The organism is Halobacteriovorax sp. HLS (assembly GCF_004006665.1).
Taxonomy (GTDB): Bacteria; Bdellovibrionota; Bacteriovoracia; order Bacteriovoracales; family Bacteriovoracaceae; genus Halobacteriovorax.
The window spans coordinates 197,824-222,964 of sequence record NZ_QOCL01000004.1; the positions used below are offsets into that span (position 1 = coordinate 197,824).

Genomic DNA, 25,141 nt, shown 5'->3' on the forward strand with positions numbered 1-25,141 from the left:
AGTTATTAATATTATTAGACTCATAGAGATATTGAGTTAAAATATCTGTTTAAAAGAACTAATAAGAATCACAAATATTAGGGGATTAGAATGAATTATGTTTGGCAAAATGAATACCAAGAAGGTGTACCGCATGAGATCGATGCGTCAAAGTATAACTCTATACCGGAGTTGCTTGAGGAGTCCTTCTCAAAATTTTCACAAAAACCTGCGTTTCATTGTATGGGGAAGTCTCTGACTTATGGCGAGATAGACCTTCAAAGTAGAAAGTTTGCTTCATACCTTCAAAACGAATTGAATTTAAAAAAGGGTGATAGAGTTGCGTTGATGATGCCAAATATTCTTCAGTATCCGGTTGCTCTTTTTGGCGTATTAAGAGCTGGCATGGTTGCTGTAAACGTGAATCCTCTTTATACGGCTAGAGAATTAGAGCATCAGCTAACTGACTCTGGATCAAAGGCAATAGTTATTTTTGAAAACTCGGCCAGTGTGCTAGAGGATATTGTTTCTAATACTCCTGTGGAGCATGTTTTAACGACACAGATCGGTGATATGTTAGGTTTTCCAAAATCTATGATAGTAAACTTTGTCATTAAAAATGTTAAAAAAATGGTTCCGAGTTGGAGTATTCAGGGGGCGAGAGATTTTACAGCTTGTGTAAATAGTGGAGACGAAACCAAATTTATTAGACCGGAAATTAAGGCCGATGAAACAGCTTTTCTACAATATACTGGTGGAACTACTGGAGTTTCAAAAGGTGCTGAGTTGATTCATTCAAATATCATTGCGAACTTGATGCAAGCAAAGGCATGGATCTCTCCTGTGACAGAAGAGGGGAATGAAATTATTATTACACCACTTCCTCTCTATCATATTTTTAGTCTTACAGCGAATTGTTTTACTTTTTCAACTGTAGGAGCTTTAAATGTTTTGATAACAAATCCAAGAGATATGCCTGGCTTTGTAAAAGAATTGAAGAAGTGGAAGTTTACTGCTTTTACTGGTGTGAATACTCTTTTTAATGGTCTATTGAATACTCCTGGTTTTGAGACAGTTGATTTTTCTAAATTAAAATTAACCTTAGGTGGAGGAATGGCAGTCCAAAAGCCTGTCGCTGAAAAATGGAAGACAGTAACTGGAACTCCTTTGATTGAGGCGTATGGTTTGACTGAAACATCTCCAGCAGCTTGTATCAATCCAATGGATTTAAAAGCGTATAATGGATCAATTGGGCTTCCGGTATCTTCAACAGAAGTTGTAATTAAAAATGATGATGGTGAAACTTTGGGAGTTGGTGAGATTGGTGAGATTTGTATTAAAGGCCCTCAAGTAATGAAGGGTTACTGGAATAGACCTGAGGAGACGGCTAAAGTTATGACTCCTGATGGTTTTTTTAAATCTGGTGATATTGGAGTTATGGATGAAAGAGGATTCTTTAAAATCGTAGACCGTAAAAAAGATATGATTCTTGTTTCTGGATTCAATGTTTATCCAAATGAAATTGAAGATGTGATTTCATCGCACCCTAAAGTCTTCGAGTGTGCCGCAGTTGGTGCTCCTGATGAGAAGTCTGGTGAGGTAGTGAAGTTGTTTGTAGTTAAAAAGGATGAATCTCTTACAAAAGAAGAGCTTAAAGCATTTTGTAAAGAGAACTTAACAGGCTATAAAGTTCCTAGAATCTATGAATTTAGAGAAGAGCTTCCTAAGTCAAATGTTGGAAAAATTTTAAGAAAAGATCTTAGAGATAATTAATTTGAATGGCCCTTTATAGGGCCATCTTGCCACTTTTTTCATTTCAAATGTAAGTTCGTCCTTTAAATAATTAATATTACACATATGGTCATATCTATATGTGTAAGATTCTAAAAAATATTATTTTTTCTAAAAAAATATTTCTCATTTATTACGAGCCGCGATATTCAAGATTTATTATTTGATAATCACACTATATTTACAAATTGGAGATGAGATGAAGAAAGTGACATTATTGTGTTCATTGCTATTTACAGCTCTTGTATTCGGTTCAATAGAAACTGAAGCGGCAAGAAATTGTAGAAGCGATAACTCATGTGTAAGAAATGGTTCTAATAACTCTGGAGCGAGAGTAGACAGAGATAGAAACAGAAATGGTTCTAATAACTCTGGAGCGAGAGCAGACAGAGATAGAAACAGAAATGGTTCTAATAACTCTGGTGCGAGAGCAGATAGAGATAGAAACAGAAATGGTTCTAATAACTCTGGAGCGAGAGCAGATAGAGATAGAAACAGAAATGGTTCTAATAACTCTGGAGCGAGAGCAGACAGAGATAGAAACAGAAATGGTTCTAATAACTCTGGAGCGAGAGTAAATAGAGATAGAAACAGAAATGGATCTAATAACTCTGGAGCGAGAGTAAATAGAGATAGAAGAGACTCTAGGGACGATGCAAGAGCAAGAGCTCATCGTAATTATCGTCATAGACCTAACTGGAACTCAAGAAATACGAGATATACTAGATATCATCACGCGCCGTATAGATACGACAGAACTCATCACAGAAGATGGTCTACTAATAGAAGCTATCATAGAACAATTCCTTATAGAGATATTTACTGGAATAATTGGTTGAGAGTAAGAGTTACTTGGACTAATGGTTATTACTGGTGGGATGATTATCCGTGGTATTCGTACAATGGTTATAGACATAGATACTCTAGGATAGATTACTGTAACTATGAATTAGTTGATGGTTACAATAATACTGTTGAGAGAAGATTCTATAACTATACTTGTAATACAGGGTACGATCTTTGTGCTGACTTAAGAGATAATTTAAATAGCTACGAATATGGATATCGTTACTTTTGTTCTGAAAAGCTAGATGGTGACTATACTGAGTATGGATATGATTACAACGACGATTTCTATTCTGACGTAAGCTATGATGATGGTTATGGTAGAGACGATTATGATGATTGGGATAATGATTTTAACGATAATTGGTAATTAATTTCTTTAACAAAGAAGCTTCATAGAATAAACTTATTGAAAGGATATTTTTGTGAAGCTTTTTTTATTTCTATTTTTCATTTCATTTTCTACATTTGCCAATCTTGCAACAGTTTCTAGAGTTAAGGGTGATGCTGTTGTTAATATTAAAACGAGAGTAACTCAGGGGATGAAGTTAAATGAGTTTGATATTTTGGAAACAGTTGGGGAAAAGAGTTTTGTAGAGATTAAATTTAAAAGTGGTCACTTAGTTAGACTTAGAAGTGGTAAAGTTGTAATTAAGAAAATGACGTCGAATGAAACTGTCTTTAAGTTAATTAAAGGTAAGATCTTTAATTATGTTCAAAAATTAAATAAGAACCAAAAATTTAAAGTAGAAACAATCCATTCTTCTCTTGGTGTAAGAGGGACTATGTTTATGGTTTCTGTCGAAGAAGATAAGAGTTATCTATGCGTCTGTGAAGGCTCCGTTGAAACGAATAATGGAAAAACAAAAAACCTTGTAAATAGAGGTGAAGATCAGTTTATAGATTCTATGCAGGCATTTGAAGTGAAAAAGGCCTCTTCTGACATGATGACAATGGCAACAGATGAGTTTAAGTCGATGGGCCTAGAAGTTAACTAACTGTAATAATTCTAACATGTCTAAAATTTAGACACCTAAGTTTAACCTAAGTACCTAGTATTCTGTACTATTTCAAAGCAAATCTTGGCCCTTCAATTGCAGTTATATAAGTATAACTGTTATTAGGGGACAATTATGAAGAGATTTATCTCTGCTTTTATTATTTACATCATTTCATTTCAAATGGCCTTTGCTGAGACTATTTCAAGAATACCAGCATCACAGGACTATGGTCATGAAATCTCAATTGAGGCCATGTCTTCTCAAATTGAATCTTTTAGAGACTCAATTAAGGGAAAAGACCTTAAGGCCGATTGTAATACTGATGCTGCCGATGCTTTGGAGAAAGCGGCGAAGCAAGAAGAGACACAATCAATCGAAGCAGATGATGAAGATATGTTCGCTGATGATTCATATGAATCAGTGAAATATGACGAAAATACTAAAACTAATTGGGAAAAAATCTTAGCAGGTATCACTGAAGCATCTTGTGGTCAGTATTTATATACTTTTGATGAAGATCTTTCTAAAGAAGAAGCACAAAAATGTGTACCTAAAAGACAAAAAGGTCATATTGAAAAATTTGCTGAAAATATGATCAAGCTTGAAGATGAAGAAAAAGAGCTACCTGCACTTGGTGCTGATGATAAATTATTAAGATCTCTGCACAAGAAAGCTGAATTTCTAAAAAGAGAACTAAGAAAGTACTTATATGATGATGAAGTAGAGGAAGAAGTAAGAAGAAAAATGCTTGTTGAGTATCTTGGAGGTGTTCTATTACCTATGAGAGACTTAGTGATTTCTAAAAGATCATATGTTGATAGAGAGTATGATGGAGAGTTCTTCTATGAATCTCTTCTTCCTGAGTTTCCAACTGATTTATTTCCTGAAGATGAAATTGACCAAAGAAAATTGATTACAATGGGACCAGATGAGACAACTGATCCATTTCACTTAAAGGTAAGTGATGAGAGCTGGGGAAAATCGACTTTAAAGTTTAATGAAAATGAGATTCTTTCTAGAGATGTTCTAACACTTGTTAAGACTCCTACAAAGAGAAATTATGCAAGGGCCCTAAAGTGGTTAACTCTTCATATGATGCTTTCTCAAGTTTATGTATATGATGCAATTAGGGACAATAAGAATCCAGTTGAGATTCCAAGATCTTGTCAGTCGCACTTTAATGGTAACTTACCTGAGAAGTTCGAGTTTAACTTTGCACAGGGACAAGGAGATACTTATTTAGAAAATATCATGTCTGGACATGGCCTAACTTTTAGCTACAGTAATTACCAATTTCTTGAATACTATATGGATAATGCTGATAAGAACCCTCTAAAGACAGGTTATAGTGGTTTAATGCCATTCCAAGAATATAAGAGTGCTCTTAGAAATGATAGAGATGGATCACATTTTACTAATCCAGATATTGATGACATTTCTCACTATGAAACAGTTATGCAAATGAAGCTTCCATATGCTCTTCAAATATTTAAAGGAAAAGTAAGAGGTTCTTACAATAGAAGAACGAAGAAGCATACTCCTGCTAAAAGATATACTTATAATTTAGCGGAAGAATTTCAGAAGTTTTTTCAAAGACCTGACGAGAATAAGATTTATGAAACGAAACTTGAAGATGGTTCAACTGTTGGAATAAATACTCAACGTCAGAATCTATCTCTATTCTTAACAGAACTAATGCAGAAATATGGAAAATCTCATTACACTGAAATTATGAGTGATAGACTTGTAAGTAAATTAAAGTCTAATAAAGTTAGAATTAAAATACCTTCGCTATATGGTTCTGCTGTATGGAGACATTGGGCATTAAAGAATTTGGCGATGTATTTTGAAACACACAGAAATATTTCTAAGAACTCTGATATCTATAAAAGAGCAGCAACATCTTGCTACTATTCTAAATCAGGATCAAAGCTTTGTAAGACTGGTCGTGATGGGCATATTATTGCAAATATAGCCGACTACTTAAAAGATTTTACAAACTCTAATGACTTCATTCCTACAAGAAGACTAGAGGAAATGAAAATTGAAGAAAATTATGCTCTATTCGGATACTTCTGGAATATCAGTGCTAACTCTCTTAAGTCTGACTTTTCTTTTGCACATACTAATGAATATAAATTCCTAACTGATCAGATGACGGCCCTTAATCCATGGGCAAGTGTGAGAATGAGTTACCTAGTTGCTTTGGATGAACTAGAGCAGGTACAGGCCGGAATGACTCCAGTATATAAGACTGGTTCTAGAGGTCGCAGACAAACAAATGAGTCTAGAGCGAGCTCAGCTAGAATGAAAAACCATATCGAAATGCTTAATAAAGCAGCAAAAGAAGCTGGTATTAATAAGGTACTTACTCCAAGTTATGCCAATGGAATTCTTAGTGAAGATGAGAAAAATGCGTTTTGGAGTGATATTAAAGAAAGAGTAAATGAAGAAAATTCTAACCTTTTTCAAACAAAGTTTAATGGTAAATCATACTACTCGAGATTAGAAGATCTTTCGTATCAAACTCTTCTTACTAGAGAAGGAGTAAGTAATTATTCATCTCAAAATGGAGTGAGCCTAAGCTCTCAAGCCTGGGATGAAATTGAAGATACTTTAGATAGCGATGAAGGAAAACTTGGTAGCTTCTTTCTTGATCTATATAAGAATAAGGGAAATATTAATAAGCAAATCGAAATGTTTGATGATTTCTCTAAAGAGAATGGTATCGATAATGCTTATTCAGCTAAGATGAACTTTCTAAGCTTAGACAACAGTATTAAGGCCCCTATCTTTAAAGATTTAATTAAAGAATCTGCTCTAGTAAGAAAAAGAGAAGTTATGAATAACTTAAGTGAGTTCTGTAATATGGAGCCAAATGATCACGAAAGTTTTAAAACACTTTTTTATGCTACTTCTAAAGCACAGAATGAATTGAATATGAAAGCAGGACTTCCAGGTGTTCCTGAGAACGTACTAGATAAGATTAATTCAATGTCTGATGCTGAATGGACAGATATGTGGCTAGGTTTAGGAGCAGGTTTCTTGGGTGTTGCCGCGATTCTTATCGGAGCAGCTTGTACAGGAGTGACAGGTGGACTATGTGCTCCTCTAGGAATTGCGATGATGGCCGCAGGTACTTCTGCACTTGGAATGCAAGTCGCTCTAGTTAGTAGAGAAGTTGATAGAAAGTTAGATGCGGATGTAAACGAAGCTAAAGTTGATAAGATGGAAAAACTAGGGTTTGCTACATCTGGAAGTAGTGATGAAGTTGCTAGATCTTGGGGATGGGCAATATTTGAAACCGTATCTATTATTCCTCTGATTGGAGTAGTGAGTCGATCAGCTAAGGTTGGAGCAAAATTAACATATGTTTCAGCTAGAACTATGATGAGAAATACTGGTAAGGTTGGATTCAAGTCGGCATGGAAAATGGCCGGTGTAGCAGGACAAAAAGTTGTAACTGAAGCAGATGTAAACTTTGCTAGATACGTACTAGGTTTTAAATCATTGAAAGATGATGTTGCCAGACTTGTTGGTAGAAGTAGTGATGACGCTGCCAAATTAACATCAGAGCTATCTCAAGAGCTTATGAGAAGTGGATTAAGTGAAGATGTTGTAAAGAACGCAATGGGGAAAGTTGATGATATTAAAGGTTTATACAAATCTGGTAAAATATCAGTAACTGAGATGGTTAAGAGAATTGGAAAAGTTATTACTCCTTTAAAGAAACTTGCAAAAGAAGGTGGAGACGATGTCTTTAAATACACGAGTAATGTAATTGTTAAGGAAACTCCTGAGTTAATAGATAGAAAAACTGCTGAGGTTGTAGCTGAGTACTTTGGTCATAATCCAAATGGTTTAAAGAACCTTCTACAGTCATACTCGACTAAATGGTTTAGTTCACATGATAAATTAGTTCACGCTAGAGCAGTTATGATGAAGGCCAATAAAGGTGAGTATCTATGGGGAACAAACTGGGCAAGAAAGCTACGATTCGAAGAACTTGCTAAAAATGGTTCTAAAATGAAAAGAATGACAGAGGAGTTAGCTGAGGTTGCTGCAAGAGGTGATGATCTGACTGAGTACCTTGTGAAGAATATGGAAAACCTTACTGATATTTTTGTAAAGATACCAGTAAGAAAAAGAGAACTACCATATATGTTCTTTCTTCAAGGTGGACCACATGTAGGTGGAGTTATGAAGAATACGACTTCTGGATTTGTAAATAGAGTTTCTGGTGCGGTATATGACCTTGCAGATGGTCTGATTATGAGAAAATTCCTAAATGCAAGAGCTAGACTTGTTTATGAATCAACTAAGGCTACAGCAAGAGAGAGTTTTGGTCTAAGTAAGTATGTAGCAGCTGAAACAACGTTTGAAGCACTAAAGGCCTTCGATAAAACTGTTGATGATGCAATTCTATCTTCTTCAAAAGCGAAGTCTAAAAAGTTAGCAGCTGATATGGAAGTTTTTAAAGACGCAGTTGCAAATAGAGTTCATGCATTTGCTAAAAATAAAGTTGATCAACAAGGACTAATGAAGTTTATCTCACAACTAAAAAAAGGTGAGCAAGCGGCATTTAAGGAATTTGTTGAGCTAACTCCAGATGCAGTTAAGAAGCTATTATTTAACTCAAAAGGACCTAAGCAAGAAGCTCTTGCACAAGTAATATGGTCAGCAGTTCCTGTAGATGATGTTTTTGAAACTAAGCAATTAGGAGATATGGCCTATAAAGTAGTTAGAGAATTATCTGAGTACAATACAGCAAGTGAATTTGATAAGTTCGTAAGTGCATTGAAGATTTTAATTATTAGTAGAGACCCAGGTGTTGTAGAAATAATGTAAAAAAAAGGCTCCTTTTGGAGCCTTTTACTATTTAAAGAAACAATTCTTCTTTTTCAAAAACTCTAATTGTTCATTCATATACTGATCGTCACCAGCTCTTCTTTTAAGAGCACTATAAAATGCATCTTGCTTGTCAGTCTTAGCGCCAGCAGTTTCATTGGCCTCTTTAATGATTTTTGTCCACCCTTCTAGAACATCTTCATCCATATCTTCACTGAAAAGCTTCCAGAAAGTATGTGGGTTTCTAGAGTCTACTAGTTGAGTAGAACCATTAGCATCTGTACTAAATTTCTTAATAGCTTCAATTAGTTCTTTTTGTTTCTTTGTTCCGGCCTCTGCTAGTCCAAGAAAAAGTCCTAGAGCTCTTTCTTCTTCCGGTCTCAGCATTCTAGGGTCGACATTTGCTAGTGTTCCAAAGTCATGTTTAGCAAACTTTGTGTTGATAAAATTTGTTAAATCTCTTGGATTTCTTGGTAGAGTTTTATCAAGAACTTTCTTAGCTGTAGTATTATTAATTTCTTCTAGCGTGAATTTGAAACCGTTCTTACTAAGAACATCACTTACGCACTGAGCACATGCAAGTACAGTAGATCCTCTATTTCCATAGCGATTTGCTAAATAGATTAGTCCATTTACTGCATCAACAACGTCTTTTTTGCTAGGGTCTGTTTTATTTAATAGTGTCTGTAGCTTCTTTCTAATTTTAATATCTTGTGGAGAGCCACCTAAACTATTTAAAATTCCTTGAAGTTCCTTCTTGGAAGGTTTCGAATTTTTGAAATTTAGGGCAGTAAGAGAATTAGATACATATCTCTTAACTCTTGGAATAGCGATAGCATCTATGCCATTCTTAGTAAGTATTTCAGCAACTCCCGTATCATTGATGAGGAAGTCTATCAATTTACCACCACCAGAAGCTTGAATGCTCAATGATGTTAGTAAAATTAGTGTTATTGTAAGCTTTCGTAAAAACATGGAAACAATCTCTCTTGTTTTTGGATTATATATTTCTTAATTCCTTATCGTCTCTTTATGGTCAAACTTAAATAAAAAGTACGCTCCTAAGTGTCTGATTATTTATTGTTTATCCTAAAGAAAAAATAGCTATCTCCGTAAAGTAATATAGAAGGTAGTTCATGAAATATTTGCTCATTATTCTATATCTAGTCATTTTCAATGTCTTTGCGGGAGATTGGACTCAGCTATATAAAACAAGTGGTCTTGGTAATAAGGTGGTCGTATCCTATGATCCACTAGATAAAGTGATAAAACTTGATTATAGAAAAGGTATGTTCGCAAGAGTTTATTCTAAAGAGTTTTCAGTTAAGAATACAGTAGTCATTGATGAAGTCACTAGTGAAGTAAAAGAGCTTCTAGCGGAAAATAATATTCCAGAAGCAACTATAGAGGAAGCTCTAGAAGAAGTTCAAAACTTAAAATATCTCGATGGGTCTAGCTGTCATATTGTTAGTTTTGGCATAACCCCTGAAGCTTCAAATGAATTAGCTCCGCTGTTGTCCAAGATTTCAGCTGAAATTGTGTCTAAAGAAGCCGGAGTTGATAGTCACTTTCTAATTAACTTAAAGCTAAAGGATGATAAGCCAGTTGAACTGAGGGCCATTACTAACAAAGAGGGGGAGATTATACAATTCTCACTCTTTTCAGAAACAGAAGATCTTAGCTCATTTAGGATTGAAAATGAGAGTCCTCTTTATCATGTGATGAGTAACAATAAGCACTTTTTTACTTTGAAAGTAGATAAAGGAAGTAGGGATCGTATTTCTGTTCTAGTTCCAAGTAGTAAAAGAGTTCAAAACGTTGATCGAATTCACCTTAAATTACAAAGAACTAAAAAAGGGATAAGCTCAACTATTTACTCAAGTAATAAAGATAAGGAAATTAAGCAGTCTCAAGTTTTAGATTTGAGAAATATACAGGTCGAGTATGTTGAAGTCGTTAATATCAATAACTCAGATAGATACTATAAGGCACTAGAAGAAAGTGAGATAGAATCTATTTTCAAATTTAATGAATATAGTACAGATCTCTTAGAGAAAGTTAAAATGAATTTTGCTCGATGCATGGATGAACAATATCTTCTATCTATTGAGAGTCAAGAGGAGATGCAGTTTAGAGAAAACTGTATCAATGAAGCGAGTATTGAGGGACTGTTACTATTTGGTGAATCCCTAAAAAGTGAGAACCTAATTGATAACTATTCATTAGGAAATATTAAGCAGGCCTTGTTTGGATGTTTGATAAATCATGGGGTAATGAAGAAAAGTAGAACAATGAGAACTTTTATTCATCCATTCAAAGATAAGGAACTTGTGCTGAACAAATGTAGTAAGACGTTCAACGATATAACCTATAGGGAAGTTCTTAGTAAAGAAATAGAAAGAAGTCATGATGTAAGAGCATTAGTGGGGAGTTCTGATTTATTACAAGAGTTAAAGAAAATTGTCCTTTCTGAATATGTTAAATGCCTAGATCATAAAGACGCTAGTGAGTGTAAAAAAGATGAATCAAAAAAACTTGGGCGAAGTACTATTACTCTTTTAATGAGTAAAAATTTGTCAGATATTGAAGTAGATGATCTAGTTAATCGTTTGCAGCTTTGTGAGATGAATGATGCTAATTGTTTAAAGAAAGTTTATCTTGGTCTTAGCTCAACTAAGAATAGTGACTCATCTAGAGAATTATTAAAAAGAATATTTCCCAATAAGTCCATTAAGTTAAATGCAAAGGAAAAAGAATTATATAATACTCGCTTTTCTCTTTGTATGAGTGATCTTTCGCTTCCTGAATTAAGTGAGATGGAAGCTTTTCAGAAAATAAAGGATAGAGAGCAAGAGTGCTATATTAAATCGTTTAAAAAGTCACTTGCTCAAGTTGCAAGTATAGACTTAATTTCAAAAAGTCCTTTTTCTATTCTTAATGAAAAGAACTCTGATAGTTTTAGAAAAAAATCTCAGAGGGCGATTAATGAGAAGCTTAAAGGAGTTATTCTCATTTCAGATATTAAAGAAATTATAGATGATTCAGCAGATAGTCTGATGCCACAATTTGTAGATACTTATTTAGAGTCTAGATTTAATGAATTAATTATAAATGGAACTTCAAAGCAGGAGGTTCTCTCAAACTTAACACTCATGCTTAATGGAGACTCTTCTAAAACAGTTCAGGAAAATATTCGCTCTATAGTTAACCTCCAGAAGAAAAAGAGAGAGGACTTTGATACGACGTTATTTATTTTGGACACGCTAAAGAATGTCGAAATTTCTATGTTTGAAGCAAAGCATGAGCAGAGCGAAAGCTTTATTTATCGAAAATGTATTAATACAGAGTCTAAAGATAGAATGAAATCTTTAAATGATTTAATACTTAAGTGTCGTAAAGAAGTATTCTCACAACAATTCTTTTTAGAGAAGAAGAAGCTCTTAGAGCAAGAGGTTTCAACTCATATGTCACTTTTAAGTAAGGATGCAAATGATGCTCTATCAGTTGTTGTTTCATTTGAAAGATGTTTACACATTCAAAATGTAAATGAAGACAATCTTCAGTCTTTGAAAAGAAAGAGTGAGTCATGTTTTCTAATCTCAAAATTAGATATATTGAATAATCTATCTGAATCTAAAATTGTCTCCAATGCTAAAATTATTGGAGGGAATAGTAGTTCTGATGGACTAAAGCTAACGAAAGATTGCTACGCAAACTACTTCTTACATCTCTTACGTGATTCCAAAAACACTATTTCTTCTGAGGATAGAAGTGAACTTAAGGAATTAATATTTGGAGATTCATCTAATCAATCATTGTCAGAGTTGATTAAACAGGGTCATATGAATACTGGTCGCGGCTCTGTGTTGGATCACTTGTTTGATGACAAAAATAGAGAGAGGATTATTAACCTTATCTCTAGGGTGAGTGAGCTAGAAACTTTCTCGGATAGCCATTTAACAGAATACTCTAAAAGTTGTAATAAGGTTATTGATCAGAAGCTCTTTCATGGTTTTCAGGATTTTATACTCGAAAATATATCAGCAAGTTTTGATTTATCTGTTAATGAATTTGGGGAGACAAATCGTGAGATATTGAAGAAAGTCCTCGATCAGGAGTTACTAGATCAATTATTACTTTTTAAGAAGAAAACTGAAAATAGTTTCGCTCTTCCTGGAAATTCAGATCCTCGTTCCCAAATTGTTACGGCCCAATTAAGTGTTGATTCTCTCGCTATGTTAATAAAGCTGATAGGTGAGAGCATTTCAAAAGGGTTTGTTTTTGATAAGAATTTGATGAAGACAGAGTTGGTCGTATTTAAGAGCGAATTAAAGCGCGCCCTTAAGTGGTTGAACACTACAGAGCGAAATATTTCTTTAGACGAGTTACAGGGATTTTTTAAAAGTACAAAACTGGCCGACTTATTGGCCTATGCTACTGTTTCAGAACAGGTTTATAATCGCTTCGAGGAATTTATCAGTGAGCAAGAGATAAGCGAGAAGAGAGTTTTAAATAAAAAATTTAAATATAAATCATATTCTAAACTTGATTCCTCTCAGAAGAAAGAATGGAATAGAATGGTTTCAAAGTTCTCAGCAATGAGAAAAGAAGCTAAAGAAATTACTTCGTCTTATGATTTTAGGAGATTATTTAGAGATGGAAGTGAGTCTTCAAAACTTAAATTGGCCAAAATTAAAAGTAACTATCTGCTACCATTGGTAACAAAGGGAAGTGTTAGTGAAAATGCTAAGCAAGAAGTCGTTCAAATTGTAGCCGATCTTATTCTAAAGGATAATGCTAATGGTGGTTTCATTGAAAAGTTTGTGGGAACTACTGCTAGTGAATTCTTACAAAATAAAGAAGATGGTCATTGGGCCATCACGAAATGGCTCTTTTATGACGAAGGGGATTTTGAATGGAGCAAGCTTAAGTCTACGAAATCTGGTGCAAAGGCCATGGATTACTATGGAAAATATATACTATTGCCAGAGGTCTTGAAGCAAAGGGTATCAGCGTACACTAAATCTATTCGCTTAAGTAAATTCAAGAAGTTACTTGTTCAGGCACAGAGTGAAAATGATTAATCGTGTTAATTTTTAATAAAAAAACTGAATCTTAATAAATAACTAACGTCTTTTCAGCAAGTTGATGAGAAGGGAGATTTTGCTATTAGTGTGGACGTGATGTATCTTGTAGCTCCTTGGTTTTAAGGAGAGTTTATGACCAAGATAAGCTACACACTATGGCCATTCATCTTCGCTATTTTATGCGCAACTTCTTTTGCTAAGACGGTTGAGCAGGATAATGAATACATCTCTAGACTCATTTCTGAGTGTGAGAATAATAAGAAATTTCTTATTGGGAATGACTATAAAGTAGAATGTTTGAGAACTCATCAGCATTATAACTCAGAGTCGACTGATAGGTACTCCGAATCAGCAGCTACTTCACAGGGAAAGGTTCGAATTGCTGGATATAATCTGTGGCATCCAGGCTCACAAAATTCGATTCACAAAGATTACAAACTTCTCGCGAAAATAATAAATGAATTTGATGTAACATCTGTTATAGAGCTTCTTCCTCTTGTAAATATTGATTATAAGAATAATGAAGCCGTAACTGATTATCTCGCAGAGACCCCTGAAAAAATTCGAAAACTCAAGATTGAATTGAAAAAGGCAGTTAGTGAGGGAAATAGTTCTTTAATACGAGAGCTTAACTCAGAGATTTCAACTTTTGAAAAAGGTCTAGATCAGGCGCCGAGTTTGTATAGATCTCCTGGCTATTTAAAACTGCTTACTGAACTTCGAAAGCTCGACTCTACTTGGTCATTAATTCTAAGTCCTCGTGGAGACTCTGCTAAAGTACAAAATGTTAAAGAATTAACAGGATTTCTGTATAGAGGAAAAACTGTTAAGCCAATTACTAATGATCATTGTTTGGAAACATATAAGAAAGAAAAAGGAAAGAAGATTGCTTGCTTCCCGAATCTACATGCTTCTTTTATGGGCAGAGAGACATCTCATGTTTTTTCGAGACGTCCACTACTTGCGAGCTTTAAAAGTGGTAAGTTTGATTTCTCTCTTCTAACTTCTCACGTTGTTTTTACTTCTCCTCATCCTGTAGAAAAGAAGGATGAAATGGAAGCAATTTTGAAACCATCTTTTGGAGTTCTTCATTATGAAAACCTTGGGACAGGCCTTGATGGACAGAATTATGCAAGGTTTGCTGAAGCGAAAATAATTTTGGAACTGATGGAGAAGCTAGGACGAAATTATAAAGAAAAAGATATTATGTATATTGGAGACATGAACTTAACGGCGGATAATCCTTATTGGAGTGATTTGCTAAAAGAGCACTCGTCCCCAAACTTATTAATTGAGGAAGCGACCAGTCTCAGTCTCGCATTATACAATTCTTCAGGAGAAAGAACGAATTCAATGGCCAGTAATTATGATCACTTCATTACTCCTAAAGGTCGCTTTGATAATTGCCTAAAAAGAAATGGAGAGTTTGATGCTAGAAGGATTGATTATAGTTCAGGCTTTATAAGGGACTATATATACGACAACTATATTGTTCGATCAAAGAGATTAAAGCTAAGTACAGAAGAGACAGGTATTATTGAGGATGAACTTCCAGACGATACTATTGAAGAGTCTATAGTTAATGACTACGCTCTAACAAGAGATGGTACTAAGAGAATGAATTTTATGATTCGTAATATGGCAAAAGAGCTTAATTCAATTTATACGATCAAAAGAGATCAAATTGTAAAAGATGATTCTCGAATTGATAGAAAGCTCAATTACTTTAAAGAAAGAGTTTTTATGTCTCAACTTAGAAAATCTACTTTCTACAGAGTCTATAAAGAAGTTCTAAGTGACCATTATCCAATTGTAATTAACTGCTCTAATAAGTAATGCTCGCACTGAATTTTATTTTTCTGTTCTTTGTTAAATCTTTTGCAATCTGCGACTTTCCTCATAATCCGCCCGTTCTGTGTTTAAAGGCAAAAGTTATATCTATGAGTGCTATTAAGTCTTCAAGATATAAGTGCTTTTTAAAGGCGGAGGTTCTATCTCTAGTTCGGCCGGCCGGGACGTATGTCTATAATAGTAATTTGGATAAGGTAATCCATAAGAGAGCAACAAAGCTTAAGAGGAAAGAAATTAGCTTCTATAGTTTAGAGAATTGTAAAAAAGAGAGTGTTACAACTTTGCTTGAATATAATTGTTCTGATAAAGACTCATCCTTAAAAGATTACGAGCTAATTGATTTACATAGGGATAAAGCGTCAGTTTTAGACCAGTGGACTGGAAAGAAAGAGATTGTCGACTGTTCTACACATCTTCCCAATTAGGGATATTACTATAATCCATATTTAAACGATCAAGCAGTCCTGAAAGTTCTTTGGGGAGAGGACAAGTCACATCAATTTTTAGAAACTCTAAATTAATTTTAAACCTATAAGAGTGAAGAAAGATGCGATGAAAATCATACTCGTCTCTGTAGAATCTATTTATATTTCCTTTCCCATGTTTTGTATCACCAATAAGATGGTGATGTGATCTGGAGAAGTGCCTTCTTATCTGGTGAGTTCTTCCGGTTTCGATTACCACTTGGACAAGTGTTGATCGATCAGCTCTCGATAGTGGACGGTACTTAGTTAGTGCATCTTTCTTTATCTTATTGGCATCACTAAGTGCGAAATCATACTTACCGGCCGCTTCTATATCTCCATAAACTAGAGCTAAATATTCCTTGTGAACTAATGTCTTATCATGCCAAAACTCTTGAATTCGTTTAACAATATCTCCATTTAGCCCGAACATCATGGCCCCAGAGACTGGTCGATCAAGTCTATGGATAGGATAGACCTTTTGGCCGATTTGATCCCTTACTGTCGCCATTAGATTCTCTCTTTCATTTGTCTCTTTCCAGTAAGGATGTACGAGCAATCCGGAGGGTTTGTGCACGACGATAATATTCTCATCTTGGTATAGTATTTCGATTGGAGCATTTTCCATTCTAAGAACTTATATTAATACTCATATCTTGTGAAGTTTAAAGATGTTGCAGGTTGTCGCTCGTAGAAAACTATTAACGTATTCAGTAACACATGGAATAATACCCTACTGGATTTGGAGAAAGACTATGAGAGATTATATTGCAGTTTATATAAATGGTGAGAAGCATGAAGTCCGTGGTGAACATGCTTTTATGAACCTATCAGAATATCTAAGATACGTAAAAGGACTTGTTGGAACCAAAGTGGTTTGCTCTGAAGGAGATTGTGGAGCCTGTACAGTTTTGGTTGCTAATGTTCACAGGTTAGAAAATGGTGAATTTGATTATGAGCCAGTGAACTCATGTATCTCTTTTATGCATATTTTAGATGGTTGTCATGTGGTTACTGTTGAAGGATTGAAAAATGGTGAAGACCTAAACCCTGTACAACAGTCAATGGTTGATTCTCATGGTGCCCAGTGCGGTTTTTGTACACCCGGTTTTGTTTGCTCTATAAATGCTGGAATAGAAAACCACTTAAAAAAGAATAATACAATTGACGAGAGAAGGATAAAGAATAGCTTAACTGGAAACTTGTGCAGATGTACCGGTTATAAATCTATTATTGAAGCAGGTTTAAATGTTGATTTAAGTAAATTTGAGCCACTTACAAAAAAGTATCCATCTGCTGAGATTGTTAAAGATCTAGAGGATCTTTGCGCAAGTGAATGTAGGGTTACTTTTAATAGTCGCGAAATGTATTTACCTTCGAAGTTCTCAGATGCTCTGAAGTATCAAGAAACACAGAAAGCAGAACTTGTTTCTGGAGCAAGTGACTTAGGTGTTCTGAATAATAAGAGAGGATACAAACCAGATAGATTGATGGGGTTACATAATATTCCCGAGCTTTATAAGATTGTTAAGGGATCAAGAGACGTCTTCGTAGGAGCAAGGGTTAATTTACATCAAATAGAAAATGAACTAAGAGGTGAGTTTAGAGAATTTACTCATATGATTCATATCTTTGCTTCTCCACAAATTAAAAATAGAGCAACATTGATTGGTAATGTTGCTAATGCTTCTCCGATAGGGGACTCAATACCTTTTCTCTTGGTTATGAATGCTAAAGTTGTTATCGCATCCAGCAAGGGAGAAAGAGAAGTTGATATTAATGATTTTTACAAAGGTTATAAAACTTTAGACCTTGGTGATAATGAATTAATTAAAGGGGTACGAATTCCTTTTCTAGAAAAAAATGAATCGATTAAACTTTATAAAGTAAGTAATCGAAAAGATATGGATATTTCTACAGTCACATTTGCTAGTAAGCTTAAGTTGAACTCAACAGATATTTCTTCTATTGCGTTAGCTGTTGGTGGGGTTGGTCCCACTGTCTTACGGCCAGTAAATACTGAAAAAGCTCTTCTAGGAAAAAAGTTTGAGGAGGCTTCTTTTTTAAGCGCTGCCGGAATTTTGAAGAATGAGGTTTCTCCGATTGATGATGTTCGTGGAAGTGCAAGATTTAGAAGAGTCCTAAGTAAAAATCTTCTAATGAAGTTCTTTGTTGAAAAAAGTTTTGAACTCTCGCAAGGAGGACATTAATGAGTATTGGTAAAAATATTCGTCATGACTCTGCAGTGACTCATGTTAGCGGAGAGTCTGTTTTTATTGATGATAAAGCATTTGTTGCAGGAGAAGTAGTTTGTGGTTACTTAGGGTCTCCAATCGCTTGTGGAAAACTTTTAAATATAGATTTTTCAAAGGCGCTTGAGGTCGAAGGTGTTTTAGGAATTTATACTCATGAAGACCTAGTACATAATAGATGGGGAGCTATAGTTAAAGAGCAACCAATTTTAGTTGATGATCTTATTACACATGTTGATGAGCCTATCTGTGTTATCGCGGCCGAGAGTTATCAAGCAATAGAACAAGCAAAGAAGTTAATAAATCTTGAATATGAACAATATACGCCAGTTCTAGATATCCAAGAAAGTATTGATAAGGGACTTTTCTTGAGTGAAGAGAAAGTCATTTCAAGAGGTGATCTCGACAAGGCTTTTAGTGAAGCCGATTATACTTTAGAGGGGATTTTCGAAAATGGAGGTCAGGAGCACTTCTATCTCGAGAGTCATGCTACTGCCGCTTATCCTTTAGAGAATAATCAAATAGAGGTTCATTCTTCCTCTCAACATCCAAGCGAAACTCAGCACGTTGTCGCTCATGCGCTCGGGCTTTCTTTTCATCAAGTCGTATGTGTTGTTAAAAGAATGGGAGGTGGATTTGGAGGGAAAGAGTCTCAGGCGGCCCCATTTGCAAGTCTAGCCGCACTTTGTGCAAAAAAGCTTAAGCGACCTGCTCGTCTTATTTTAAACAAAGACGATGATATGAAAGTCACTGGCAAGAGACATCCATTTAAAAATTTTTGGAAAGTTGCTTTTAATAAAGATGGAAAAATTTTAGGTTATAAAATAATACTCTACTCAAATGGAGGAGCTTTCACTGATCTTTCAGGATCAATTTTGGAAAGAGCGATGTTACATAGTGACGGTTGTTACTATATTCCAAATATCGATATAAAAGGGCGAGTCTGTAAAACTAATATTCATTCGAATACTGCCTTTCGCGGTTTTGGAGGTCCTCAAGGGAATGCGACAATAGAAAGTGTAATTGAAGAAATTGCTCTTAAGTTAAATATTGATGCTTCTATTGTAAGACAAATTAATTTGTATCAAGCAGATAATTTAGAAACTCCTTATGGACAAGTTCTTGAAAATAATAATTTACCTGAAATTTATAATGAGCTCATGGCCACCTCCGATTATACAAAAAGAAGAGCAGAGATTGACCAGTTTAATAAGAGCTCGAAAACTCATATTAAAGGGATGGCCGTTACTGGCACAAAGTTTGGTATCGCATTTACTGCTAGATTCTTAAATCAAGGTAATGCTCTTGTTAACTTGCATCTTGATGGAACTGTACAAGTATCGACAGGAGCAACTGAGATGGGGCAAGGAGTAAATACTAAGATTCAACAAGTCGCTTCAAATTGTTTTGGTCTTAAATTTAGCGATGTTCAAGTTATGCCTACATCGACGGAGAAGAATCATAATACTTCTCCTACCGCAGCTTCAAGTGGTTCAGATCTAAACTGTATGGCGACATTAATTGCCTGTGAGAAGATTTGTGATAGGTTACGTTCAGTCTTTGATTCTCACTTTAGTGGAGCACTAAAAGAAGATCAAGAAATAGAGCTAGACCTAACAAAGAAGCGTGATTATATTGTTTTTGAAAATGATGAAGTTATCGATACAAAATCAAAACAAAGTATTTCTTTAAAAGATTTAATCCAGATCGCTTACTTTAACAGAGTTTCTTTAGGAGATTATGCTTTCTATAAAACTCCCGGTCTTGGCTTTAATAAAGATAAAGGGAAGGGACAGGCCTTTAATTACTATACTAATGGCATGGCCGTTAGTGAGGTTAGCATAGATAGATTCACTGGAGAGCTTAAAGTTCTAAGGACGGATATTCTCATGGACTTGGGACGTTCGTTAAACCCTGGTATTGATATTGGACAAGTCGCAGGTGCTTTTGTTCAGGGAATGGGTTGGGTTACCACCGAAAATCTTGTGTATAATGCTGAAGGGGTGCTTTTATCTCACTCGCCGACAACATATAAAATACCAAGTATTCAAGATACGCCGAGAGAATTTAATATTAATTTTATTGAAAATAACTCTAACGATGTATGTGTCCACAGATCTAAAGCCGTGGGGGAACCTCCTTTTCTCCTTGGCAATTCAGTTTGGAATGCTGTCAAGAATGCGATCTCTTATATAGATAAAGGTAAGTCTTCCGCCCTCAAGCTACCTGCGACTGGAGAAGAAATTTTAATGAGTTTAGATGATTGAAGAAATTTTAAAGTTACAGAAATTGAATAAACCTTTTTGTGTTGCGACTCTTGTTAACGTAAGAGGTAGTGCTCCTCAAGATCAAGGCGCGAAAATTATTATTCTTCCCTGTGGAGATATTCAAGGTACTATTGGTGGTGGGAAAATAGAGGCCCATGCCATTCAGTATGCTAAAGACAAGCTGAGTTCTAAAGAGAAGAAGAAGACCTTTTTTGAAACTTGGAATTTGCAAAGAGATATTGGAATGACCTGTGGTGGTGAGGTTTCAATTTTCTTTGAACTCTATAACCTGAATACTTGGAATATAACAGTCTTTGGTGCTGGTCACGTGTCTCAAAAACTAGTGCGTGTATTGAATACACTTAGTTGTCATATAACTTTGGTCGACAATAGAGAAGAATGGATTGATAAGTGTCAAGGACTAGAGAATGTTACAACTATTTATTTAGAAGAAATGTCTGATCATGTAAAAAGTCTTAAAGAAGATAACTTTGTTGTTATTATGACGATGGGACACTCGTATGATATGCCTATTCTACGAGAGATTTTTACAAGAAAATTGAAGTTTCCTTATTTAGGAGTAATAGGTTCCCAAAGCAAAAGAAATGTAATTGAAAAAGAGCTATTGGAATTTAATCTAAAAGATTGTGAATTTACTTGCCCAATGGGTCTTCCTATAGGCGACAATTCTCCTGAGGAGATATCCATAAGTGTTACCGCTGAGCTTTTAAAGTATAAGGATAGTTATTTTAAAACTTCTAAGAGAAATTAATTTAAGAGGCGATCTCTCTTTGTTTCTTGGTTTCTATAGCACATCTTAAATAGTAGATAAGTTCTTTCTTAGTAACAGGCTTTTTTACAAAAAATACTTCATCCCAAACTTCACTGCTAGGAATAAGATCTGGCTCAAGCGCACTAAGAAAAATAACTGGTGTTTTTTGATTTAATGAATAGTTTTCTCTAAGCTCTTTTACAAAAGTCTGACCATTCATTATAGGCATTTGATAGTCACATATGATCGTATCGTAATCTACTCTCATACAGCTTTTTGAGGCCTCATTTCCGTCTCTTGTTATTTTTATGATTGCTGGAAAGTAAACCTTTATATAGCTAGAAATAAGCTCCGTTAAGTCAGAATCATCATCAACTAAGAGAATTTTAATTGCATCCTCATCTACACGTTCGGTTTTTACAATTTCTAGTTTTTTAGGAGGTTCTTGCTCGGGAGAAGTTTCCTGTGTCTCTTCTACATAAGGAACGAAATTTTTAAACTTCTGACTTAGCTCGTTGAAGTCATGAGTGTAGTCTAAATCTTTCTGTGTTTCTTCTATCACTTGGGTTATTTCATCACAGAAGTTAAAACAAAGATCAAAGATATTCTGGCAGAACTCAATTTTATTCTCTTTTACTTTTAACATTAGATCTTCAAATTCATGTGAGATGGTTGACATGGATTCAAACTCACATGCTTTTGAATTACCCTTTACACTATGTACAATTCTGAAGATGGCATCTACATTTTCGTCCGTTATTTCTGCTGGGGAGTTGACCTTTAGTATATCAAAAAAGTCAGCGAATAAGTCTTCTAGCTCATTAAGTGTCGATAATTTAAATTCTATTTCAAAATCTTCCATTCTTCATTTTCGTCCTATCATTAAAAAAGTTAAGTATTTATTGAAATATTAAGTTTCTCTAAAGTAGTATTAGATATGAAAAAATTACTCTCTACTTTTGCCATACTGCTTTGCTTTTTAACTTTAATTTCTTCAAGTTATGCGAACTTTTCTCTCACTGCGAGTGGAGGGGTCTCTCTTGGTGTGTATGAAGCAGGTTTTCTGTACTATTCAATGAAAAGTAACGTAACTCAAGTTCAAGATCGAGAAATGATTATTACCGGAGCTTCGGCAGGAGCGATTAATTCATTTGTAACAATTTTAGAAAAATGCTCCGAGGTTCATGATGATCCCCAACAGTCTCTTTTTTGGAAAACATGGATCCCTCTGAATTTTGACAACTTCTTTTTAAAAGAGAATCAAAAGGCCAGAAGTCTATTACAGAGAGAGTCTTTAGAGAATCTTTTTTCAATGCTTGAAAGAAGATGGAACTCTGGTCTAGTTAAAGGTTGTACATCTACTCTTGGAGTTACAATTACGAGAAAAAATCCCTTGGTCTTTCATAAAGGAACAGCATTAAACTATTCTAGAGTTGCAGAAAATGTTGTTATCAAAATTACGGGAAGGGGATTTGGCAAGGCTCCAGCAGTAGAAAATTTCTATCTACATAATAATGGAATTCAATTATCGCTTCCTTTTAATAGTTCAAAATTTTCTAATTATAATCTATTGAAAGATTTGCTATTAGCCTCTTCTAGTTTCCCTTTGGCATTTGAGCCTAAAAAACTTCCCCACTGTGTAATTCTTCCTGGTGCATTTGAAGATTGTGATGAGACTAATTCTCGTGAAGATCTATTTGTCGATGGGGGAGTGTACAATAATGCGCCATTAGATCTCGCTTATAAAATAGCAAAGGAGAGAGGGCTTGAGAAAAAAATTAGTTTTGTATATCTAGATCCATCACTTAAGGATTACCCTGTCGTTGTTGAGGATGAATTTGAAAGTGCAGAGCCTAGCTTATTTAAAGATTTTATTTCATTCTTTAGAGACTTTGTAAGCTCTTCTCGTAGTGGACAAATTTCTAATTTTCTAAGTACTCATCCAGAGATTGGAGAAAGGTTAATTCCTTTAAAGGGATCTTTGCCACTAGCTTCAGAACCACTTTACGGATTTAGTGGCTTCTTTGAGGAAGACTTTAGAATTTTTGATTTTTATCTGGGAATTGTTGATGCAAAGATAGCTTTAAAAGAAAAGTTTAAACCGCTAAGTAGGGCCCAGTTCAATAAACTTTCTTATGATTGGAAGTGGATTTTTTGTATGGAGGCTGCTTACAATAAGAATATTGAAAATGCTAAGTACTGCTCTGAAGATACAAGTGATGTTGGTCAAAATTTAAAAGTACTATTTATTGTTAGTATTGAGAGACTTTTTTCTAATTGTTCTGAACTTTCTTCTTATAGCGGAACTCATCATTTTTGTAAAATTGCAGCAAATGGTAAAGGTCCAGAGGCCGCCTTTGGTAAATGGGACAAGGATTGGAAAAGAGAGCAGTCTGAGACACACCTTCAATATATTCTGAGAAGACTAAATCATTATGGGTTTCATTTTCGTGATCTTGGTCTTAAGAAAGATAATGGAGAAGTCGCAATTGTAAAAATTAAAGATAAGATAAATAAAGCTATAAAAATAGCAGCGAAAAGCCAGCCTTCGGATCACGAATTCCTTATTTCACAATTTTCGTCGCCCTTGTTGAACTTTATGATTTATACGCCGACACCTATTGAGAATTACATTATGATTGGATCGAACTCCTTTGATATTGGTCGCTCTCTTGTTTTTTCAACAAATAGTAGACTAGCTTCTTTTGTTAGATACGGTTATGGGATTATGGGGTTTGGATTAGATTCAATATATAGAAGTGAGACTTCTAATGTTGGTTTTATGCCTTACATGGGAATCTATTGGGAACCTACAGGATTCTCTACTCCTATGTGGCAATACAGGATGGGTTTTCGAGCTGGATATCAATTTTCAACGGCCTATGACTTTCAGCCAGGTAAGTGTTCTGTTGAAAGTAGCGCTTCGAGGCACTTTCCAAGCTGTTCGGCTCCAATAGCTACAGCTGTGATTAGCTCCTCTTTTCTGGAGTCTATAAAAGTTGAGTTCACTTATAGCTTACCGTTCTTAAATAACTACGATAATAAGCCGGACTTTTTCGCCTTACTCTTTGGTTGGCAATTCTAATAATTGCCAACTAAATAAGGGAATTTGTTGATTTTAGCTACTTAACGTGGCTCTAAATAGATATTATTATTTTACTTTTAATCTATTATTATCAACAACTTAGCTTTTAGTTGATCTCAATTGTCAAGAAATCACCATCTTTCACGTATAATTTCTTAATAACTTAAAGAAAGGTTTCTTATGAAAACGTCTGTATTTACAATTTTAGTTTCTCTCCTAATGAGCTCACCAAATGTGTTGGGAGAAACATCCAGAAAGCGGCATGAATCTAAAGAGAAAGTTTCTCTCTCGGTAAGCCTTAATAAGCCTGACTCTTCTTTAAGTATTCAGGGGCTTGTCCAATTGCCAAGATATGTAAGAGTTAAGAACTCTAGAGGTACTTTTGGGAAGTATGAAGCAACAGTTACATTTGATAACTCTATAGACTGTCAATATATAGTTAAAAAGCCTTTCCTGGCCCAGTATTTTAAAGGTGATTACAAATTATATTTTAATGGGTGTTCTGATAGAGAAAGTGTTTCGAAAGCAAGAAATGTTGAAAGTGAGTTGTCTCTTTCATTAAGTGGAAAAACATTTTTTGGTAGAGGTAATATAGTAGTAAGTGCAAACTTTCTTGTTGAAGATGCTGTTTCAGAAACTGAGGGAGTTACTTTTGATGGACTTGCAGCCGTTGAAGGTCAGGTTCTTCAGTATAATGGTGAAGTTTGGGTTGCAGCCGATATAGCTGAAGGAACAAAAGGTGAACAAGGTATTCAAGGTGAGACAGGTCCGCAAGGTATCGCTGGTGTTGCTGGGGCCAAGGGTGAAAAAGGTGATACAGGTCCGCAAGGTCCACAAGGTATAGCTGGTGTTGCTGGGGCCAAGGGTGAAAAAGGTGATACAGGTCCGCAAGGTCCAC

14 protein-coding genes and 1 pseudogene are annotated in these 25,141 nt (G+C 35.0%); 12 read left to right on the forward strand and 3 right to left on the reverse strand.

What is annotated here, in order from left to right:
• Window positions 1–90 precede the first annotated feature (90 nt).
• The 4 genes from DPQ89_RS09205 (at window position 91) to DPQ89_RS09220 (ending at window position 8,465) form a co-directional block, all read left to right on the forward strand.
• Window positions 91–1,752, forward strand: coding sequence for a long-chain-fatty-acid--CoA ligase (locus tag DPQ89_RS09205; RefSeq protein ID WP_127716647.1), 1,662 nt, complete (start codon window positions 91–93; stop codon window positions 1,750–1,752).
• Window positions 1,753–1,969: 217 nt separating this feature from the next.
• Window positions 1,970–2,986, forward strand: a complete 1,017-nt coding sequence (locus DPQ89_RS09210; RefSeq protein WP_127716648.1) for a hypothetical protein — start codon at window positions 1,970–1,972, stop codon at window positions 2,984–2,986.
• A gap of 55 nt (window positions 2,987–3,041) precedes the next feature.
• Window positions 3,042–3,614 carry a FecR domain-containing protein gene (locus tag DPQ89_RS09215; RefSeq protein WP_127716649.1) on the forward strand — a complete coding sequence of 191 codons (573 nt, stop codon included), beginning with the start codon at window positions 3,042–3,044 and terminating at the stop codon, window positions 3,612–3,614.
• 135 nt (window positions 3,615–3,749) lie between these two features.
• Window positions 3,750–8,465, forward strand: a complete 4,716-nt coding sequence (locus DPQ89_RS09220; protein ID WP_127716650.1) for a hypothetical protein — start codon at window positions 3,750–3,752, stop codon at window positions 8,463–8,465.
• 27 nt (window positions 8,466–8,492) lie between these two features.
• On the opposite strand, the gene DPQ89_RS09225 is transcribed toward DPQ89_RS09220, so the two are convergent.
• A complete protein-coding gene (locus DPQ89_RS09225) occupies window positions 8,493–9,440 on the reverse strand; it encodes a hypothetical protein (protein WP_127716651.1) in 948 nt (315 codons plus the stop codon).
• Between the two features lie 161 nt (window positions 9,441–9,601).
• Here DPQ89_RS09225 and DPQ89_RS09230 point away from each other — a divergent pair, with 161 nt between their 5' ends.
• The 3 genes from DPQ89_RS09230 to DPQ89_RS09240 all read left to right on the forward strand — a co-directional run bounded on the left by DPQ89_RS09230 (window position 9,602) and on the right by DPQ89_RS09240 (window position 15,828).
• Window positions 9,602–13,549, forward strand: coding sequence for a hypothetical protein (locus tag DPQ89_RS09230; protein WP_127716652.1), 3,948 nt, complete (start codon window positions 9,602–9,604; stop codon window positions 13,547–13,549).
• 135 nt (window positions 13,550–13,684) lie between these two features.
• Window positions 13,685–15,388, forward strand: a complete 1,704-nt coding sequence (locus DPQ89_RS09235; protein ID WP_127716653.1) for a hypothetical protein — start codon at window positions 13,685–13,687, stop codon at window positions 15,386–15,388.
• A gap of 104 nt (window positions 15,389–15,492) precedes the next feature.
• Window positions 15,493–15,828, forward strand: a complete 336-nt coding sequence (locus tag DPQ89_RS09240; protein WP_127716654.1) for a hypothetical protein — start codon at window positions 15,493–15,495, stop codon at window positions 15,826–15,828.
• On the opposite strand, the gene DPQ89_RS09245 is transcribed toward DPQ89_RS09240, so the two are convergent.
• Window positions 15,809–16,495 carry an RluA family pseudouridine synthase gene (locus tag DPQ89_RS09245; RefSeq protein WP_127716655.1) on the reverse strand — a complete coding sequence of 229 codons (687 nt, stop codon included), beginning with the start codon at window positions 16,493–16,495 and terminating at the stop codon, window positions 15,809–15,811. The genes DPQ89_RS09240 and DPQ89_RS09245 overlap by 20 nt on opposite strands.
• 127 nt (window positions 16,496–16,622) lie before the next feature.
• Here DPQ89_RS09245 and DPQ89_RS09250 point away from each other — a divergent pair, with 127 nt between their 5' ends.
• The 3 genes from DPQ89_RS09250 to xdhC are packed head-to-tail and all read left to right on the forward strand — an operon-like array spanning window position 16,623 to window position 21,158.
• Window positions 16,623–18,077, forward strand: a complete 1,455-nt coding sequence (locus tag DPQ89_RS09250) for a xanthine dehydrogenase small subunit (RefSeq protein ID WP_164848331.1) — start codon at window positions 16,623–16,625, stop codon at window positions 18,075–18,077.
• Window positions 18,077–20,386, forward strand: coding sequence for a xanthine dehydrogenase molybdopterin binding subunit (locus DPQ89_RS09255; RefSeq protein ID WP_127716657.1), 2,310 nt, complete (start codon window positions 18,077–18,079; stop codon window positions 20,384–20,386). The genes DPQ89_RS09250 and DPQ89_RS09255 overlap by 1 nt, the downstream gene beginning before the upstream one ends.
• Entirely contained in the window at window positions 20,379–21,158 is a 780-nt protein-coding gene (xdhC, locus tag DPQ89_RS09260; RefSeq protein ID WP_127716658.1) for a xanthine dehydrogenase accessory protein XdhC, read from the forward strand. The genes DPQ89_RS09255 and xdhC overlap by 8 nt, the downstream gene beginning before the upstream one ends.
• Window position 21,159: 1 nt before the next feature.
• Here the strand turns inward: xdhC and DPQ89_RS09265 are convergent, their stop codons facing one another.
• Entirely contained in the window at window positions 21,160–22,020 is an 861-nt protein-coding gene (locus DPQ89_RS09265) for a PleD family two-component system response regulator (protein ID WP_127716659.1), read from the reverse strand.
• A gap of 75 nt (window positions 22,021–22,095) precedes the next feature.
• On the opposite strand from DPQ89_RS09265, the gene DPQ89_RS09270 reads away from it, so the two are divergent.
• Together DPQ89_RS09270 and DPQ89_RS18790 are read left to right on the forward strand one after the other, a co-directional pair.
• A complete protein-coding gene (locus DPQ89_RS09270; RefSeq protein WP_127716660.1) occupies window positions 22,096–24,243 on the forward strand; it encodes a patatin-like phospholipase family protein in 2,148 nt (715 codons plus the stop codon).
• Window positions 24,244–24,423: 180 nt separating this feature from the next.
• Window positions 24,424–25,141, forward strand: a pseudogene (locus DPQ89_RS18790) (hypothetical protein); the annotation flags it as partial.

Excerpts from the sequence above, each read along its gene's own strand:
- DPQ89_RS09240 (WP_127716654.1), top strand. The coding sequence starts at position 15,493 with ATGAGTGCTATTAAGTCTTCAAGATATAAGTGCTTTTTAAAGGCGGAG.
- DPQ89_RS09250 (WP_164848331.1), top strand. The coding sequence starts at position 16,623 with ATGAGAGATTATATTGCAGTTTATATAAATGGTGAGAAGCATGAAGTC.
- DPQ89_RS09265 (WP_127716659.1), bottom strand. The coding sequence starts at position 22,020 with ATGGAAGATTTTGAAATAGAATTTAAATTATCGACACTTAATGAGCTA.
- DPQ89_RS09255 (WP_127716657.1), top strand. The coding sequence starts at position 18,077 with ATGAGTATTGGTAAAAATATTCGTCATGACTCTGCAGTGACTCATGTT.
- DPQ89_RS09235 (WP_127716653.1), top strand. The coding sequence starts at position 13,685 with ATGACCAAGATAAGCTACACACTATGGCCATTCATCTTCGCTATTTTA.
- DPQ89_RS09230 (WP_127716652.1), top strand. The coding sequence starts at position 9,602 with ATGAAATATTTGCTCATTATTCTATATCTAGTCATTTTCAATGTCTTT.
- DPQ89_RS09210 (WP_127716648.1), top strand. The coding sequence starts at position 1,970 with ATGAAGAAAGTGACATTATTGTGTTCATTGCTATTTACAGCTCTTGTA.
- DPQ89_RS09220 (WP_127716650.1), top strand. The coding sequence starts at position 3,750 with ATGAAGAGATTTATCTCTGCTTTTATTATTTACATCATTTCATTTCAA.
- DPQ89_RS09225 (WP_127716651.1), bottom strand. The coding sequence starts at position 9,440 with ATGTTTTTACGAAAGCTTACAATAACACTAATTTTACTAACATCATTG.
- DPQ89_RS09205 (WP_127716647.1), top strand. The coding sequence starts at position 91 with ATGAATTATGTTTGGCAAAATGAATACCAAGAAGGTGTACCGCATGAG.
- DPQ89_RS09245 (WP_127716655.1), bottom strand. The coding sequence starts at position 16,495 with ATGGAAAATGCTCCAATCGAAATACTATACCAAGATGAGAATATTATC.
- xdhC (WP_127716658.1), top strand. The coding sequence starts at position 20,379 with ATGATTGAAGAAATTTTAAAGTTACAGAAATTGAATAAACCTTTTTGT.
- DPQ89_RS09270 (WP_127716660.1), top strand. The coding sequence starts at position 22,096 with ATGAAAAAATTACTCTCTACTTTTGCCATACTGCTTTGCTTTTTAACT.